This window comes from Mycobacterium sp. ST-F2, assembly GCF_001905655.1.
In the GTDB taxonomy this organism is placed as follows: Bacteria; Actinomycetota; Actinomycetes; order Mycobacteriales; family Mycobacteriaceae; genus Mycobacterium.
Genome location: NZ_JMHT01000016.1, coordinates 77011 through 92968 on the forward strand (window position 1 = coordinate 77011; position 15958 = coordinate 92968).

Consider the following 15958-nt stretch of genomic DNA (forward strand, 5'->3'; position numbering starts at 1 on the left):
CGGTGTCGAAACCGGGTAGTCCAGCGCGCGCTCAGCATGTGTACTAGGAAAGCGTCCGCCCCCGGGTCCGCGGATGCGGATGGCGGCCGGATTGATGGAGGCGATGGTGCCGTCACGATTGATGACCACGATGCCGCGGTCCAGCGATGTCACCACCGACTGATAGTGCTGTGTGGTATCGAGCGCGTCGGCGCGGTCGGTGCAGATGAGGATGTACCCGGTGTCGACCGCTGCGACAGAGACACGCACCGCCACAGGCCCTCCTGTCAACGTGTATCAGGTGAGGTCGCGGGCACGTCCCTCTGCGGCGATGGCAACCACATCGAGTTCGACGCCGAGCGCGTCGCGGATCAGCTGCCCGAGGGAGTCGGCGACTGATCGCCCGAACAGCCGCTCGGCAGCGATGTTCCATCCGGTGATCAGGCCGTCGACGGTGGCGGTGATGATGGCCTCCGGCGCATGCCGGACATGCAGTTCGTGGTTAATTGTATTGCTGTGCAACACTATTGGCGTGGTCACCGCTCGCAGCACCGTCTGATGGGCGGGGCGACCTTCCCACGGGGTGGCTACCGTGGTGGCTTCGATGTCGAGCGTGGTTCCATCGCAGCGCAGCAAAACCGACATCACTGGTGCCGATGCCTGGCCTGAGTCGCCGGGAGCGGTCAAGGCGCTCAAAATTGCTGCGGGATGCACAAAGTCGGTGATGAGCGCCAACCATCTGCCCCGTCGACTCGGCCATCGTCAAACTCGCCGCCGCGGCGTTGGCGTACACTACACGTCCACGATCGTGCACCAGGACGGCGTAAGGGCTGGTCTCGCTGAGGCTCCGGAAGCTGGCTGCCGATGCACCGACTGACACATTCCACGAGGTACCAGAATCGTGCCCCGTCGCATGATTGTTATGCATGCGTCACGCTCCCATCGGGGCCGACAGACACTGCCCGACGACAGTCGGGACGACCCCTGCCAAGCCTCTCTGCAATGATCGGGCGGTCTTGAGCGTCTGCGCATACCGCTGCGCCGCCGAGTCGGCGAAGTACTTCCCTGCCATGCATCAGTCCCGTCAGCCGGTGCGCGAACACCGTTCCCCGCGTCGCGCCGTCGCGCGACAAACCCCACCAACCACCTGCGAAAAATGACTGGCGCTAGCACTTCTAGCAAATCACTGATGCAGTGCTAATTCAACTTCTGGGCGCAAAGAAGTCGCAAAGAAGTTCTGATCGCGCGCCGACGACCGATCGCGCCATTCACTACCACCCGCCGGGTCATCCCAACATCATCGGCGGTCTTGAACACGTATTACTGACGAATATCCGCGAACTGCACTTGACGCATCCGCGAGAAGACGACTCCTCCCGGAGGTGCGGCCACAACTCCGAGAGGACCACTGACGAGTGTCGAACAGAAATTAACTGTGAATGATATGAGCTAAGTTATTAGCCGATACTCCTACCTAGCGGACCATGCTCACCTATGCGGACCGGTGATCGAACGCTTTTTGGTCAACGGCCCCGCCGCGGCGGGCTCTTGTCCGCGACGCGAACGCCAGGCTCTGCGTTTCAGCCGGGCGGGGTCGGGTCGCTGAATCTGTCCGCTAAGGCCGCGCGCACTGGCGAGGGGACGGTCGGCGCGAACCGTCGCAGGTAAGCCTCGACCCAGGCCGGCGAGGTGTTGAGAAAAGCGAAGTCACTGCCCACCATGTGCCGTATCGCGAGGAGCGGAACGGGCGACTGCAGCGGACGGAAGTCGGCATTCCAGAGACCGCGCTCGGTGCAGCCGTCATAGAACTGGCCGACCATGAGGCCGGCGTCAACGAATTCGGGTTTGAGTGCCTGTTGCACCGCATCGATGACGGCGACGTCGGTCAGATCGGGGAACACGATGAACACCGCCTTGAGCAGGCTCTCGGGGCCATCAGCCGGCTCCAGCTCCAGGAATGTGTCACGCAGTGTGTGCAGCTCAGCTACCAACTTGGAGAATGCCGGGAGTTCGCTGTGCACCGCGGTAATCCACAGCATGTCCTGATCCAACGAGGCGCGGGCAAAAGGGCACACCGGTCCCGCCCGCCCCAGGTCCCTATGCGGTTCCATGAGGTACTCACGAATCCAACCGCGCAGCAGGTGAGCAAATTCTGACGTTTCGTTGTCGGAATCGTCGCCGTCAGATAATTTGCAAAGACCGTCAAGCAGGGTGACCGCCATGTGCACAATCTCCCTGTCTCTGCTAACCGCCGCAGCTGTCGCGATATCCCCGTGGAGGGTGAAAACACCCATGTCAGTGCCCACCGAACGTCGAATCGCGATCGTATATGAACCCGACTCGGTCCCGCTGCTCATACTCACAGAGACGGCGACACGAAACGGGATTCACCTCGTCTGGTTAGCCGGTCAGACCGACGCACGAATACTCAGACGATTCGGAAGCGTTGTCATTACCGACGGCAGTTCCACCGAGAAGGTGACCGCGCAGCTCACACTACACGATGTCGTCGGCGTCACCACATTTGCCGACTCACGCATCGAGCATGCCGCCGCCCTGGCACGGAATATTGGTTTGCCAGCAAACCATGCCTGCACAGCACGGCTACTCGTCGACAAAATCGCCCAACGCCACGCACTGGCCGATGCCGGCGTACCCGGACCCGGGTTTGTCGGCATCGACAGCCCGGCCAGGGCAACCAGCGCCGACGAACTACTCAAGAAGCTGACCTACCCGGTCGTGGTGAAACCGGCGTCGGGGCACGGGGGCCGCGACACCATCTGCATTCCCGATTTCCCGGCGCTGGCAGCAGAATTGGCAATCCGATGCCACGCCAACCCATGGCGACCGACCATCATCGAAGAACTCCTCGGTGACTTCCCACCAACCGATCGCGGCGGCGTCGGCGACTACGTCTCGGTTGAAGTGGTGGTGGACAACGGGCTGCCCTCGGTCCTCGCAATCACCGGCCGCATGCCCCTAGCCGAACCATTCCGAGAAACCGGCGCCTTCCTCCCGGCGATACTGAGCCCAGTCGAGCGACACGACGTCGCAGACGTGGCGCTAAAGGCAGCACTAGCACTCGACGTGCAATGCGGCTGCCTACACATCGAGATCAAACTGACCACGACCGGGCCCCACATCATCGAAGTGAACGGGAGAGTTCCCGGCGGCGGCATCACCGACCTGGTTGCCGCACAAACCGGCATCGACCTTTTTGAATGCGCGCTGAACTCGGCCGCCGGACAGATCGTCGACCGGAGGCCGGGCAACGCAGCCGGGGTCCATTACCAGTTGGCCCTCCAGCCGCCGATCGGCCAACGAGTCCGACTACGACCGGATTGGTCGGCACAGTTGCGCACCGTCGCCGGCATCGAACACGTTGCGCTACGGTCAATGACCGCCGAAGTCGACCTGCGCGACGGCTCCTACGGCTACCTGCTGATGGCACGTGGCTGCGCCGACGACCACGAGGGCTTGCTAGAAACCCACCGGCGTCTGAACACCCTGTTGCTCAACGACTGATACCACTCACGAGACAGGACATCAATGACAGAATTGCACGCGCGAGTGCGCGCGCACCTGGCCGCTGCCGCGGTGACGCACCGGGTGCACGATCACGCCGCCCTGCCCGGCCCCATCTCATCGCCGACGGACTTCGCAGCCGCGCTGGGCTACCCCGTGGACCGGATTATGAAAACGCTGATCTGCCACGAACACTCCACGGGCAGACTGATCGCCGTCACCTGCCCGGTGAACATTCGGGTAGACCTCAAACGTGTTGCCACCGAACTCGGTTGCAGCAGAATCGAAGTCGCCAGCAGCGTGCAATTAGAAGCGACTACCGGCTACCCCCGACTCGGGGTATCACCACTGGGCCTGGACCCCAGTTTCATCGTCGTCATCGCGCAACACACGCTGACCTATGACACCGTTCTGGTCGGTGGCGGAGCAGCCGGAATCGAAATCGAACTCGCCCCCCGCGACTTACAACGCACCACTGACGCAGTTCCCGTCGATCTCCGATAGCGTCCCACCGCACGCGGGTACGAATACGGGCGGCACAGCCGTGCTGGCGAACTCTAATTTCTGATCGTTCTCAGCGTGTCTTCAGGTCGTGGCTCCTACGGTCGGGAGGTATATGCCCGGCGTAGCGCCACACCTGACCGAAGGCAAGCATGTTGCCTCGGCCGCCGGTCATTCACACGACCAGAAAGGACAACGCCGTGAGCCGAGAAGGAGAAATGGTCTTTCTCGATGATGTGTTGGTCCAGCATGCTGGACGGCTGCGGCAAAACACTGGGTTGTCGATCCGAACCGACCTGCAGCCGACCTACGTGGTGGGTGACGCTACGACATTGAACCGGGCGGTCACTGCGCTGGTCGAACATGCACGTTGCAACGCCGTATCGGCGATCGAGCTTGAGGTGTACCGCCGAGATGCTCAGGCGGTCATCATCATCCGCGACGACGGCCCCCATATCGCGGTCGCCGACACCGGCCGGATGTCGTCAAAGTGCAACTCCGGTCTGGAGTTGGCTGCTCGGATCATCGCCACTCACGGCGGGACACTTGCCGTGGGTGAACGCGGCGCGTGCACCAATGCAGTGAGCGTGCGGTTGCCGTCCACGCGGCAATCTCTGTTCAATTCGCCTGCACCGAAATGGATTTCGGATGGGCAATGACATCGCGCGCCGCCGAGGACGCACGCTGTGACATCGCTGCCGGAGACGGCAGTGAATGATGGAGCGATGTGGGTCGGTCGTGGGTGGGTCTCGCTGAGGGGCCTGCAAGGCCAGGGCGCCGAGTGAGCCGCCGCGTGGCGCTGAGGGATTTCGCAGGCCGGTGGCGTGGCTGGTTCGGCGGCATTGCGGTCCGCTCAGCGCTGGTGGCCGCGGCGGTGGTGCTGGCCGGCCTCGTGATCGTGGGGTCGGCCTCGACGCTGTTGCTGTACCGGATGATGTGCGCCGACGTGGACAACGCAGCGGAGGCCCGCGCCCAGGCGGTGGCCGATGTGCTGCGCAAGGAACCACCCGATGAGGTGGAATCGGTATTGATGCACACCGATCACCGGATCGTGGCCGTGCAGATCGCCGACGCCGCCGGCACCGTGGTGGAGCGATCCGACAGCGCACCGCAGACCCCGTTGATTCCTGTGCCGCACGAAGGTGCCCAGGTCGGGGTGCTGGCAACCGATGACGACGACGTGCGCGTCAGCACAATCACAGTGGCATCCCGCAAGGGGCGGCAGTACACGGTACTTGTGGGCGGGGGCATCGAGCCGATCGAGCAGATGATCGGCACTGCCGGGCAGATGCTGGCGATCACGGCGCCGGTTGTGGCTGTGGTGGCCGGAGTCGTCACATACCTGCTGGTGCGCCGGTCGTTGCGGTCCGTGGAGGCCATCCGGTCGCGAGTGTCGGCGATCAGTGCCTTCGATCTGGGCGAGCGGGTCCCCGTCGGTCGCAGGTCGGATGAGATTTCCGCGCTGGCGGTGACCATGAACGACATGCTGGCCCGCATCGAGGCCGGCCATGCCGCGCAACGACGGTTTGTCGGGGACGCATCCCACGAGCTGCGGAGCCCGCTGGCAACGGTGGTGTCCGCGTTGGAGATCGGAGCCACCCACCCCGATCTCCTCGACAGAACGCTGCTGACCAACGCATTGTTGCCGGAAGCACGCCGGATGCAGACCCTGGTGGAGAACCTGCTCCTACTGGCGCGCGCCGATGAACGCGGCTTGCCGCTGCGTCGTGTCGAGACCGATCTCGACGATCTGGCGACTGCGGAGGCGGCACGACTCAAACGGGAAACGACGTTGCGAATAGTCTCCGATCTTTCGGCGGTAAAGGCCAGCGTCGATCCGGACGGGTTCGTGCGATTGTTGCGCAACCTGGCCGACAACGCGGCCCGCCATGCCACCAGCGAGGTGACCATCGTCGTGCGCGCCGAGGGTGACAACGCCGTCGTGCAGGTGATCGATGACGGCCCGGGAATCCCTGCCGCCGCACGGGACAAGGTTTTCGAGCGGTTCTTCCGGCTGGACGCCGACCGATCCCGGCGTGGTGGTGGTACCGGGTTGGGGTTGGCGATCGTCTCCGAGATCGTGGCCGCCCACGATGGCTCGGTCAGCATCGAGGACCGACGCTCTGGCGCAGGAACCGTGGTGACGGTTCAGTTGCCGCTTGCCGGTTCGCCGGATTCGAGCCGGTAGCCTGCGCCACGGAGCGTGGTGATCGCCTCCGAGCCGATCTTGCGTCTCAGATAGCCGACATAGACTTCCACCACGTTGTCGGGGCCGTCGTAGTGACTGTCCCAGACGTTGTGCAGGATCTGGGTTTTTGTGAGGACAGTGTCCTTGTGGCGCAACAGGTATGCCAGGAGCGCGAATTCTCGCGGTGTCAGCGAGACGTCCTCGCCACCCCGGTGCACGGTCCGGCGCGCGGGGTCCAGTGAAATGTCGCCGGCAGTCAGCACGACGGGACGCTGCGGTGCGCCGCGGCGAATCAAGGCCCGCAAGCGCGCGGTGAGCACCATGAACGAAAAGGGTTTGGTCAAATAGTCGTCTGCGCCCAGATCAAAGGCGTCGGTCTGGTCGTAGTCGCCGTCCTTGGCGGTCAGCATCAGCACCGGCGTCCAAATGTGTGCGGCGCGCATCTTGCGCAAGACCTCGTAGCCGTTGAGACCCGGCAGCATGATGTCGAGCACGATGACGTCGAACTGCTCGTGGGTGGCCTGCCAGAGGCCCTCGGCACCATCGGCCACCGCGACCACGACGAACCCTTCGGCGCGCAGCCCAGCGGTGATCGTCTCGGCCAGCATGGGCTCGTCTTCGACCAGCAGCACTCTCACCTGCGTAGCCTGGCACAGACTGAGGCGGCGGCCATAAATTGGCCGGCTACATCCCCTGGACGAGTGCGCTGTCGTAGTGCCCGCCGTTCGACAGAGCCGGTGCGTTCTGGGCGCGCTCCTGGGCCTCGTGGACCGACATCGTCGCCGCCACCAGCATCAGGGCTCCGACCATCAGGTTGATTGCTTCTCGCCGGGCTGTCATGTCCATCAACACCTTTCACGGGATTCCAGCTGATCGAAGCCGAGCAGCTGTCGGGTATGCCACCAGACTGACAGCAGGTCGCTGTGAGGACGCTGAGCACGAACCGACCGGATGTGATCACATTGAAGACCGGGCATCCGGTTCACCGGCCGCCATGATGAGCGGGCGCAGCCGGGTCGTGGCGGCGCGGACCACCAGCTGCCTCAGCACCGGCCGGGCGATGAGGTATCCGGAAACACTCAGGGTCGCGCCTAGAGCGAGACCGGCAAGGACGTCTTCGGGGTAATGCGCACCGACATAGACGCGAGCCAGTGCCATGGCCGCTGCCGCGATGGCGGCGATCACGCCGAGCCGTCGATTCACCAGCCAGACCCCGGCAGCGACGGCACCGGCCATCATCGCGTGGTCGCTCGGGAAGCCGCCGTCGATATTGCAGTGCAAAACCACGATATGAGGTAAAGCATTGCAGGGACGGGTTGCGTTGATGGTGTCGGCTATCGGCTGGTTGACGGCCACCGCGGCCAATACGCCCAGAGGTGCCCATACTGCCGCGGTCATCGCGCTGAGGTTGTCGGCTCTGCGGGCAATCCACCACCCAGCGAGTAGAAAGATAGCGAAAAGCACGACACCGTCGTTGGCGTATGCGGCCACGACCGGATGCAGCCACGGCGTGTCCCGGGCGAAATTGTTCACGTAGTAGAAGATTCGGGTGTCGAGGTCCATCGAGGCCTTGTCGGTATGAGGTTTTGGCTGCGTAGATGCGTCAGCGCAGGCTATTCAGAAGCGTTGTCAGGGCGCGTTTTTCGTCATCGGCGCTGGGGCTGCTGGATCGCACGGACTTGAGTGCCGTGTCGATCTGCTGGTCGAGTGCGGTCCAAGCGCTGGAGTCGATGGCCTGTAGGCGGTCCTGGTCGTGGTCCCATGCTCTTTCGAGGTCGGTAATGCGCGCGCGGGCGCCTGATTGGTCTCCGGCATTCACCTTCACCAACGTGTCTTGGGTGACGTTGCGGAAGTGGGCGATGTCGGTCGCAGGGAAGGCACTGACCTTGCCGGGCGCGAGAGCCACGGCCGCGGCTGGCGCGGGCCCTTCCTCACTGTCGGTGGCCGGGCCGTGGGGCTGCATCGAAGCCCATTGCAGCAGCGCGCCGGCGGCCAGGATGACAACGGCGTAGAAACCGACCGTGGCCACCGCGGACACTCGGCGTTGAGATGTGGGCACAGTGTGGTCGTTCACGTCGTTCGTGTCGATCACGTCGACTCGTGTCCGGGTCAGGTAGATGACTGCGGCGGTGATCGCGGCCAGGAAGATCCCGCTGGTCAGACCGTATCCGAGGCCGTAAGCACTTCTCGGTGCGGCCAGCCAATCGCCGAGATTGGCCCCCAGCGGGCGGGTCAGAATGTAGGCCAGCCAGAACGACAGCACGGAGTTCACACCGAAACGCCAGCCGACAGTCACGACTGCGATGAGGGTGAGCGGTAGCAGCACCGATACCCCTGGGCTCCACCCGGTGAGGGCCAGGGTCCAGTCACCGGCGGCGGTACCGAGGGCGAAAGTGACCAGAACAGCGAGCCAGTAGAACAGCTCCCGAGATCGCGTTGTGATGCTGTGGATCGACAGCGTCCGCTCCCACGCAAACCACACCCCGAACACCGCCGCCAAGGTAACTGTGAAGACAGCCGTACTCGTAGCCAAGGGCACGGCGAGAGTGTCGGTGAGCAGGTCGGTGTAGAGGGTGCCGGTGACACTGAGCACCACAACGGTCAGCCAGTAGATCACCGGGACATAGCGCGGCAGGCGCAGCTGCGCGCCCATCACCAGGGCCAGCAAAACGGTGAAGATCATCGCAGTGGCACTTAGGCCCACACCAAGACCTTCGTTGATCCAGTCCGCGAAGCTCTCGCCGACGGTGGTGCACAGCACCTTGATCAGCCAAAACCAAATGGTGACTTCGGGAACCTTGCTCGTAAGAACACTGTTCACGATCGTTGATGGGCGGGCAGCACCGGTCATGCCCGCCGACGGTAGACACCGCTTACTGAACAGACGCTGAGAACGACAGCATGTACGAGCCGCGGTGGCTGTGGACCGAGCCCGTTCCATCTCACACCCACCTAGTCCTCCAGGTCGACTTCGGTGTACACCACGGTGCGGAAGCGTGCCGCGGCTTCGCGCCGAGTGCTGACGCCCAGCTTGGCGAGCAGGTTGTGCACATGGTTTTTGACCGTGTGGATCGCAATGCAGAGCTGATCGGCGATATCACGGTTCGATAGGCCCGACTCCAGCATTCGCAGGATCTGGACCTCGCGCACCGTGAGGACTTGTTCCTTAGACATGGACTGTCGTTGCGCAGCCAGACTGGACAAGCGACGCATCAACACCGCGGACACTCGAGGCGAGCAGAACGTCTCACCGTCGATGACCCGGCGAATGAGTTCGAGCAGGTCGCCTATGGAAGCCGTGCGAAGGTGGTAGCCGGCAACGCCGGCTTCGGCACAGGCCACGATGGCTGCCTGATCGTCTTCGTCGATGCCTAGGACAATTACTTTCGAGTTCGGGCAGATTTCGAGTATCGCCCGCAGCAGCATGGCCCGGTCACGAGTGTCGAGGTTCAGCAGGACCAGGCTGGGCTGGTATTCGGTCAGAGCTGCCAGCAATGACTCAAGGTCCCATGCCACTGCTGGCGCGGCGGCGCCATCGGTACCGAATACGGCAGCGAGATATTCGCGATAGAGCGTGCAGTCGTCGACGATCAGCAGAGCTGGTTCCCGCTCGGTCCGTCGCGTCTGCGAAACATCGGCCAGGTCGCGTAGCACCGAGACGGGCTGCCATGACCCAGAATGTTCGGACGCATTGTTTGCTGAGGCCGAGCTGCTTCCGGCGAATTCTGCGCCCATTTCAGCCTCCCAGCAGACAACGGTGCTCGCGACAACCCTGCGGTCAATCATTGTGAGCGCGCAGCGATCGTTTGTCTACAACCCGCAAAAATTATGTCACCGTTGCAAAATTTGCTAGGTCCAATGAATGCAGCCAGGATTGTTGATTTTTCCAGTGGCCAACACCAGCATCCACGCGTTGATGACGACGCCAACTCGCGCTATTTGGCCACTACAACACGATAGAGGAACGCAAACGCGGGCTGTGAATCACACACAACATCTAGGGCGCACGCAGCCCCCCGGAAAGGCGTTTGCTAATCACACATGTTTGCTTGTAATTCGATCATCAGGGTTTCAGCAAATAATCGCGGAGGCTGGCTTTCCTCTTGCGAACGCCAGCCCACATCGGGGGCAGACCGTTGTTCTGCCGGTCGCAAAACGTTCCGCGCCAGCCGACTAGTTGCCGCAAGAGCCACGTCCGGAACATCGGGCGCCCTTTTGCCCACCGCGCCGAAAGTCCCTTACCCGCGATCGGCACCGGCCGCTTTCAATTCGCTCCACAACGTAGGTCCCCTGTGAGCTGTCGGGTACCGGTCGTTGCGCCTAACTCGGACAGCATGCATCCTTACTTTTGTCACATATGACGTTCGTTTGGCATCCCGAATGAGCCCCTGTAACTCACTTGCAGAGGCCGGCAATCTTGATGCTGACGGCGTCACCGGCCTTCAAGCGGGCCGCCTGCGCCGGCTCGGTCCCGCCGATCCCGGCCTGCCCGTACATCGAAATATCCTGCAGATCATTGGAAAATTCGCGAATGGCGGCCGCGAGGTCGGCTGGTGTGGCGGGATCCAGACGCGCCAGCAGATACTACGCGCCGCTGCTCATGGCCAACCGCGAGACCGCGGTTACCGCTTGCACCGCAACCGGGTCAGCGCCGAGATCGGTGTGTGTCTGCAGCGCCACCGCCGTCCGCACCGTCACGAAGGCTGTACAGGCACGAGTCTTCGCCTCAGCAACCTGTTGTTCTGTGGGTGCAGGCGCCGACGGCGCTGACTGGTGCGGCGGCGATACGAGTGCCCAGACTGCGACACCGAGTGCGACTATCGCGACTGCCAGTGACGTCGGCGCGATCCACTTCGGCTGGACATCCACCGCGACAGGCTGGCGCGAGACGGGCGATGCTTCCGATTCTGCCTCCGACATGTTCGCGATCGTAGAGCAGCAAACCCGTCAACATCTGCTGTTGGACGAACAACTGGCAGCAACAGGTTCATTCGAACCACACTCGGGTGCCGTTATCGCGGCGGAACAGAAACCGTGCCGCTGCCGGCCATCTCATCACGGGGTGCCGCCGAATCGGGCCGACCACGAATGTCCTCCGCTACGGCCTTGCACCGTTCCCACGGCACGAACGACAGGTACAGCACAAAGATGGCCAGGGAGAAGAATCCGACAGCCATCGTCAGAAGAATCGTCAGGTGCAGGAACACGCCGGCAAGCAATATCTTTGTGCGCCAACGCTTATTCCAAACAAATACCCCTAGGCAGAATTCGACCGCCAGGGTGCCCCACGTCATCGCATTCGCGATCAGGGGACTGGTGGTCATCCACGCCGGGCTGGGCAGGAGCAGCATGTCATCGAGTCGCAAGGTGTACGAGACGGCACTGCCGTTCTGCCACGTATCGCCATGCAACTTCGAGATCACTGTCGTGATGTAGATGATCGATATCTGGACCTGCATCAGGCGCATGGGCCACACTTTGATGTCCTGTGCGGACCAGAAGGATCCGAAGCGGCGGCGTTGGTCCAGCGACAGCGCCGCACCGCAGGGCGACAGCGCCAAATACAGTGAGAGGATTCGGATCAACCCGTCACCCGAGTTGAAGATCCAGGGATTGCGGCGTTCGAACGACATGATCATCACGAATACGAGGAACGCTGCCAGTTTGGTGTGCCAGCCGACCATCAAGGCCAGTGACACCACCATCAGCACAATCCAGCCGACGAACAGGGCGGTATCACCCGGCCAGGCGTAGAACACGCCCCAGAGGTAGGGATACGTCGGAGGCTGCGGCACGATGCCGTTGACGCCGAACTTGTCGAGCAAGTCCAACCCGACTTCGAGCGACCAGACGAAAGCCAAGGCGCCGAAGGCAATCCGGATGATCCCCAGCGTGTAGGCCGGCTCGGTACTGAACCAGAAGCCTCGCCAAGCATGCACCGCAGTGAGACCCGACTCGCGCAGCCTCGCCACCGGAGCAATCATGACGCAGGCCCAAATTTCCAGTCGTACAAGATCTTTTGTTGATGCTCTTCCGGTGCATTCGATCCCGGAGGCCGAAGCTTGCGCGTATCGGAGTAGATCGTCACACCGACCGGACGCTCCCCCGGCTGCATCAGCTTCCGAACGACCCACATCGCGTATGCCGGACGCGTGACCGGCTCATTGATCAGTTGTTCTTTGAACTTGCGCCACCGGTCCCAGTGGAATTGGCCGACCAGTGACCGGCCGCCTTCGAGTTTCCAAATCCGCCGCGCACCACTGTCATAAAGCACGGCAGTTTCCACCTCGGGCACCGACAACGGCGGATTCGGCGAGAACATCCCCCACGCCTGATCCAGGCCAGTGAACCGAGCTATCGGCTGCAACGGCGGCACCATGACGTCCTTGATCGGCGCGCCTGGCATACTCCAGATCACCGCGACGATCAGCGCGATGATGATGCAGAAGCTGGCGAAAGCCTCCCGCAGTTCAGACCCGCGGGAGGTACGTCGCCGGAGCGATCTCTCTAACAGGCTTCGCAAACGAGACATTCTCAGCATCGTAGAACCGGTGGACTGGGTGCAGCTATCACTACGGATCGCGGCGGGTGACCATCACCAGGGACAGCACGGAGACCCCTGCTGCCACGGCGGCGAAGTAGAAGGCGGCACCGACCGGCCCCCACCACATCGTGAACGTCTGAAACCAAGGAGTTTTGGTGAACGCGTAGGCATTCGCGAAGGGCAGCAACGACCCGATGCGGCCTCCGATCTGCGGAATGGTCCCGAGGAGTGGCTCCACCACAAACGGCATCAGCACCAGCACTGCCACCACTGCCGCAGTGTGCCGCAGCAAGGCCCCGAGTGCGACCGCCAAAACTGCACCGAGCACGGCGTACAGACTGGTGGCACCGACCGCCCGCCAGACCTCCCAACCCGACAGATCAAGCTCTCCCGCACGCTCGCTGGACAACAACCGCGCCAGCCCGATGGCACCGACCATCATGACCGCCGTGACGATCCCGGAGAACGCAGCAGCGACCACCGCTTTGGCCGCCAGCACGACACCGCGGTGTGGCGTGGCCAGGAACGTCGTTCGAATCATCCCCGTGCGGCATTCGGTCGTCACCGACTGCGCGGACAAGATCATCAACACCGGAACCCCGAACATGCTGACCCCAAGGGCCGCTCGCTCCGGCGACAGATAGCTGTACGGCAACCCACCAGCCTGGATCGCCGCGAAACCGAGGCTCAACACCGTGACCGACAGCGTCGTCCATACCACCGCACGGGTGGACTGCAATTTGATGCGTTCAGCATTCAGTGTCGCGAGCATCAGGAAACCGACCGATAGTCGACAGCGTCGTCAGTCAGTTGCAGATAGGCGTCCTCCAGGGACGCCTGCCGGGAGCTGAGCTCATGCAGAGTGATGCCGTGCGCCGCGGCAAGTTCCCCAACGCGTTCTGTCGAACAATCGGCGACCGCGAGCACCTCACCGTCAGGCCGGGCCGAAATCCCCTGGGCGGTCAACACTTCCCGTAGCCGGTCGAGTTGCGGGCTGCGCACCCGGATGGTGTCGCTCCCGGAACTGGTGAGGAACTCCGACATGGTGCTCGAGCTGATCAACTGTCCCCGCCCGATCACCAGCAGCCGGTCCGCGGTGTTCGCCATCTCTGCCAGCAGGTGACTGGACACCAGCACCGTCCGGCCCTCAGATGCCAAGTCCCGCATGAGCGTCCGAATCCACCGAATGCCCTCCGGGTCCAGCCCGTTCACGGGTTCGTCGAACAACAGAACTCGTGGATCACCCAGCAACGCGACCGCGATGCCCAACCGCTGTGACATACCGAGCGAGAACGTTCCGGCCTGCTTTCCCGCGACGTCGGTCAGTCCGACGATGTTCAGCACTTCATCGACGCGCGCCTTCGGCAGCTTGTTACTGGCGGCCAGCCAACGAAGATGTGCACGGGCCGTCCGATTCGGGTGTACCTGACGCGCGTCGAGCAGCGCGCCGACGCTGCGCAACGGATGCTTCAGCTCGTGATAGGTCTTGCCGAGCACTGTTGCGCTGCCGGAGGTCGGGCGATCCAGCCCGACGATCATGCGCATGGTGGTGGACTTGCCCGCGCCGTTCGGCCCCAGGAAGCCAGTGACGAAACCGGGCTCGATGGCACAGGTCAGGTCATCGACGGCACGTTTCCGCCCGAAAACCTTTGTCAATCCGGTCAGCTGAATCATCGCCGGACACCCCCCTCGCGCGGTGGCAGCACCATCACGCGCACGATACGCGTTCGATCACCAACTTCGCGACGGCGCGCATGCCCGCGGCATTGGGATGCAACGGCGCCACTCGGCCCGGCAGCGGCAGGTGAAAAGCCGTGGTCCAGGGGTCTGCGGACCACGCATGATGATCCCGGCTCGCGTCCGCTGCCCGCACCAGTTCGCATCCGGTTTCCGCGGCAGCCGCGGCGGTGAGGTCGGCCAGTCGGGTGGCGATGTGCCGACCCAGGTCGGCCTCGGCCGCGCCGATCGGCGGCGCGGGTACCCCGGCCGGCGGCAGCAGCGTCAGGTAGTCGACGAACAGCACCCGGGCCAATGGTGCACGCCGGCGTACTTCTCGCCCAACGGTTTTCAACGACTCTGCGACGACGTCGAGCGCCTGGTCCCGCGCCGACGCATCGAGCAGTCCGCGCAGCGATGAGCCGACGATGGGCACCGATCGGACGAAGCGGGGCAGGCAGGCAACGCCGAGCATCGGGACGTAGCCGGCGTCGTTGCCACCGATGGTGATGGTGACCAACGACTCCGATCCGTCGAGGGCGTCCACCTGTGGCGATGCGTCGTACTGCCGTTCGGTGAGCACGTGCGCCGTGGTGGCACCCGAAAAGGTCACGTCGACAAGGTCGTAACCGAGCTGTGCGGCGACGAGGTGCGGATAGTTGACCGCCGACCGGCCTGATCGTTTCGGCGCGCCCGGGGCTCCCGGCGCGATACCCGGTCCCGCCGCCATCGAACTACCGAGGGCGACGTAGCGCGCGCTCACAGCGCCGGGCTGGACGCCTGTGCCCAGAACCGCTTGGGGACGCGGCCGGCCCGCGAGGCGAGGCGACCCGCGGTGACGGCGGCTGCCATGGCGGCGGCCATCATCGGAGGATCGGACGCCCGCGTCACCGCGGTCGCGAGAAGGACTGCATCGCAACCCAATTCCATCGCCAGCGCCGCATCGCTGGCCGTGCCGATACCGGCGTCGAGCACCACCGGCACGCCGGCGGCCGCCACGATCATCTCGATGTTGTGCGGGTTGGAGATGCCCAATCCCGTGCCGATCGGTGCGCCCAGCGGCATCACCGCGGCGCAACCGGTGTCCTCGAGCCGCCGCGCCAGCACCGGATCATCGTTGGTGTAGGGCAGGACGACGAAGCCGTCGTCCACCAATTGTTCTGCGGCACGCACCAATTCGATCGCATCCGGAAGCAGCGTGCGCTCGTCGGCGATGACCTCGAGCTTCACCCAGTTGGTCTGCAATGCCTCGCGCGCCAACTGCGCTGTCAGCACCGCCTCGGCCGCGCCGCGACAGCCCGCGGTGTTCGGCAGCGCCGCGATGCCGAGCTTGTTCAGCAAATCCAGTACCCCGGTGCCGGTTTCGGCATCGATACGGCGCATCGCGACGGTGGTCAGCTCCGTGCCGGAGGCGACGAGCGCTTCCTCGAGGACCGACAGGTTGGCCGCGCCACCGGTACCCATGATGAGCCGGGAGCCGAATTCACGGTCGGCGATGCGCAGGA

18 protein-coding genes and 1 pseudogene are annotated in these 15958 nt (G+C 63.5%); 4 read left to right on the forward strand and 15 right to left on the reverse strand.

From position 1 onward, the window contains the following. Positions 1-276: 276 nt before the first annotated feature. The 3 genes and pseudogenes from EB75_RS29875 to EB75_RS07250 form a co-directional block, all read right to left on the reverse strand. The gene (locus EB75_RS29875) at positions 277-714 is read right to left on the reverse strand and encodes a PAS domain-containing protein (protein WP_131808858.1); all 438 of its coding nucleotides are present in this window, start codon (positions 712-714) and stop codon (positions 277-279) included. Positions 715-739: 25 nt separating this feature from the next. Continuing rightward, positions 740-907 (reverse strand): annotated as a pseudogene (locus EB75_RS30160) (PAS domain-containing protein); the annotation flags it as partial. 652 nt (positions 908-1559) lie between these two features. Continuing rightward, a complete protein-coding gene (locus tag EB75_RS07250) occupies positions 1560-2201 on the reverse strand; it encodes a DUF6875 domain-containing protein (protein ID WP_064860949.1) in 642 nt (213 codons plus the stop codon). A gap of 70 nt (positions 2202-2271) precedes the next feature. On the opposite strand from EB75_RS07250, the gene EB75_RS07255 reads away from it, so the two are divergent. From EB75_RS07255 to EB75_RS07270, 4 genes are all read left to right on the forward strand, one after another. Continuing rightward, positions 2272-3504 (forward strand): ATP-grasp domain-containing protein, encoded by a 1233-nt coding sequence (locus EB75_RS07255; RefSeq protein ID WP_073694771.1) that lies wholly within the window; start codon positions 2272-2274, stop codon positions 3502-3504. Between the two features lie 24 nt (positions 3505-3528). Further along, entirely contained in the window at positions 3529-4008 is a 480-nt protein-coding gene (locus tag EB75_RS07260) for an aminoacyl-tRNA deacylase (protein ID WP_064860937.1), read from the forward strand. Between the two features lie 197 nt (positions 4009-4205). Next, complete coding sequence (locus EB75_RS07265; RefSeq protein ID WP_131808857.1) at positions 4206-4664, forward strand: ATP-binding protein; 459 nt, start codon at positions 4206-4208, stop codon at positions 4662-4664. Between the two features lie 140 nt (positions 4665-4804). Then, a complete protein-coding gene (locus EB75_RS07270; RefSeq protein ID WP_276555120.1) occupies positions 4805-6193 on the forward strand; it encodes a HAMP domain-containing sensor histidine kinase in 1389 nt (462 codons plus the stop codon). Here the strand turns inward: EB75_RS07270 and EB75_RS07275 are convergent. The 12 genes from EB75_RS07275 to EB75_RS07325 all read right to left on the reverse strand — a co-directional run bounded on the left by EB75_RS07275 (position 6154) and on the right by EB75_RS07325 (position 15956). Further along, the gene (locus tag EB75_RS07275; RefSeq protein ID WP_061003619.1) at positions 6154-6831 is read right to left on the reverse strand and encodes a response regulator transcription factor; all 678 of its coding nucleotides are present in this window, start codon (positions 6829-6831) and stop codon (positions 6154-6156) included. The genes EB75_RS07270 and EB75_RS07275 overlap by 40 nt on opposite strands. Before the next feature lie 46 nt (positions 6832-6877). Further along, complete coding sequence (locus EB75_RS29235) at positions 6878-7033, reverse strand: hypothetical protein (RefSeq protein ID WP_165605570.1); 156 nt, start codon at positions 7031-7033, stop codon at positions 6878-6880. Between the two features lie 117 nt (positions 7034-7150). Beyond that, positions 7151-7756: a phosphatase PAP2 family protein gene (locus tag EB75_RS07280; RefSeq protein ID WP_073694773.1), complete on the reverse strand. Its 606-nt coding sequence runs from the start codon at positions 7754-7756 to the stop codon at positions 7151-7153. Positions 7757-7796: 40 nt separating this feature from the next. Beyond that, positions 7797-9044 carry a COG4705 family protein gene (locus EB75_RS07285; protein ID WP_073694774.1) on the reverse strand — a complete coding sequence of 416 codons (1248 nt, stop codon included), beginning with the start codon at positions 9042-9044 and terminating at the stop codon, positions 7797-7799. 101 nt (positions 9045-9145) lie between these two features. Further along, on the reverse strand, positions 9146-9928 hold the full coding sequence (locus EB75_RS07290; protein WP_083612050.1) for a LuxR C-terminal-related transcriptional regulator: 783 nt from the start codon (positions 9926-9928) through the stop codon (positions 9146-9148). A gap of 849 nt (positions 9929-10777) precedes the next feature. Continuing rightward, positions 10778-11113 carry a hypothetical protein gene (locus EB75_RS29880; protein ID WP_083612052.1) on the reverse strand — a complete coding sequence of 112 codons (336 nt, stop codon included), beginning with the start codon at positions 11111-11113 and terminating at the stop codon, positions 10778-10780. Between the two features lie 92 nt (positions 11114-11205). Then, complete coding sequence (locus tag EB75_RS07300; RefSeq protein WP_286150110.1) at positions 11206-12165, reverse strand: HTTM domain-containing protein; 960 nt, start codon at positions 12163-12165, stop codon at positions 11206-11208. 8 nt (positions 12166-12173) lie between these two features. Continuing rightward, on the reverse strand, positions 12174-12725 hold the full coding sequence (locus EB75_RS07305) for a hypothetical protein (RefSeq protein ID WP_142239474.1): 552 nt from the start codon (positions 12723-12725) through the stop codon (positions 12174-12176). A 40-nt stretch (positions 12726-12765) separates the two neighbouring features. Then, positions 12766-13509 carry an ABC transporter permease gene (locus EB75_RS07310; RefSeq protein ID WP_073694776.1) on the reverse strand — a complete coding sequence of 248 codons (744 nt, stop codon included), beginning with the start codon at positions 13507-13509 and terminating at the stop codon, positions 12766-12768. After that, the gene (locus tag EB75_RS07315; RefSeq protein ID WP_073694777.1) at positions 13509-14411 is read right to left on the reverse strand and encodes an ABC transporter ATP-binding protein; all 903 of its coding nucleotides are present in this window, start codon (positions 14409-14411) and stop codon (positions 13509-13511) included. The genes EB75_RS07310 and EB75_RS07315 overlap by 1 nt, the downstream gene beginning before the upstream one ends. Positions 14412-14445: 34 nt before the next feature. After that, on the reverse strand, positions 14446-15216 hold the full coding sequence (locus tag EB75_RS07320; RefSeq protein ID WP_286150111.1) for an SGNH/GDSL hydrolase family protein: 771 nt from the start codon (positions 15214-15216) through the stop codon (positions 14446-14448). Further along, positions 15213-15956, reverse strand: coding sequence for a thiazole synthase (locus tag EB75_RS07325; RefSeq protein WP_286150113.1), 744 nt, complete (start codon positions 15954-15956; stop codon positions 15213-15215). The genes EB75_RS07320 and EB75_RS07325 overlap by 4 nt, the downstream gene beginning before the upstream one ends. Positions 15957-15958 lie beyond the last annotated feature (2 nt).

Excerpts from the sequence above, each read along its gene's own strand:
- EB75_RS07290 (WP_083612050.1), bottom strand. The coding sequence starts at position 9,928 with ATGGGCGCAGAATTCGCCGGAAGCAGCTCGGCCTCAGCAAACAATGCG.
- EB75_RS07250 (WP_064860949.1), bottom strand. The coding sequence starts at position 2,201 with ATGGCGGTCACCCTGCTTGACGGTCTTTGCAAATTATCTGACGGCGAC.
- EB75_RS07260 (WP_064860937.1), top strand. The coding sequence starts at position 3,529 with ATGACAGAATTGCACGCGCGAGTGCGCGCGCACCTGGCCGCTGCCGCG.
- EB75_RS29235 (WP_165605570.1), bottom strand. The coding sequence starts at position 7,033 with ATGACAGCCCGGCGAGAAGCAATCAACCTGATGGTCGGAGCCCTGATG.
- EB75_RS29880 (WP_083612052.1), bottom strand. The coding sequence starts at position 11,113 with ATGTCGGAGGCAGAATCGGAAGCATCGCCCGTCTCGCGCCAGCCTGTC.
- EB75_RS07305 (WP_142239474.1), bottom strand. The coding sequence starts at position 12,725 with ATGTCTCGTTTGCGAAGCCTGTTAGAGAGATCGCTCCGGCGACGTACC.
- EB75_RS07285 (WP_073694774.1), bottom strand. The coding sequence starts at position 9,044 with ATGACCGGTGCTGCCCGCCCATCAACGATCGTGAACAGTGTTCTTACG.
- EB75_RS07310 (WP_073694776.1), bottom strand. The coding sequence starts at position 13,509 with ATGCTCGCGACACTGAATGCTGAACGCATCAAATTGCAGTCCACCCGT.
- EB75_RS07315 (WP_073694777.1), bottom strand. The coding sequence starts at position 14,411 with ATGATTCAGCTGACCGGATTGACAAAGGTTTTCGGGCGGAAACGTGCC.
- EB75_RS07255 (WP_073694771.1), top strand. The coding sequence starts at position 2,272 with ATGTCAGTGCCCACCGAACGTCGAATCGCGATCGTATATGAACCCGAC.
- EB75_RS07280 (WP_073694773.1), bottom strand. The coding sequence starts at position 7,756 with ATGGACCTCGACACCCGAATCTTCTACTACGTGAACAATTTCGCCCGG.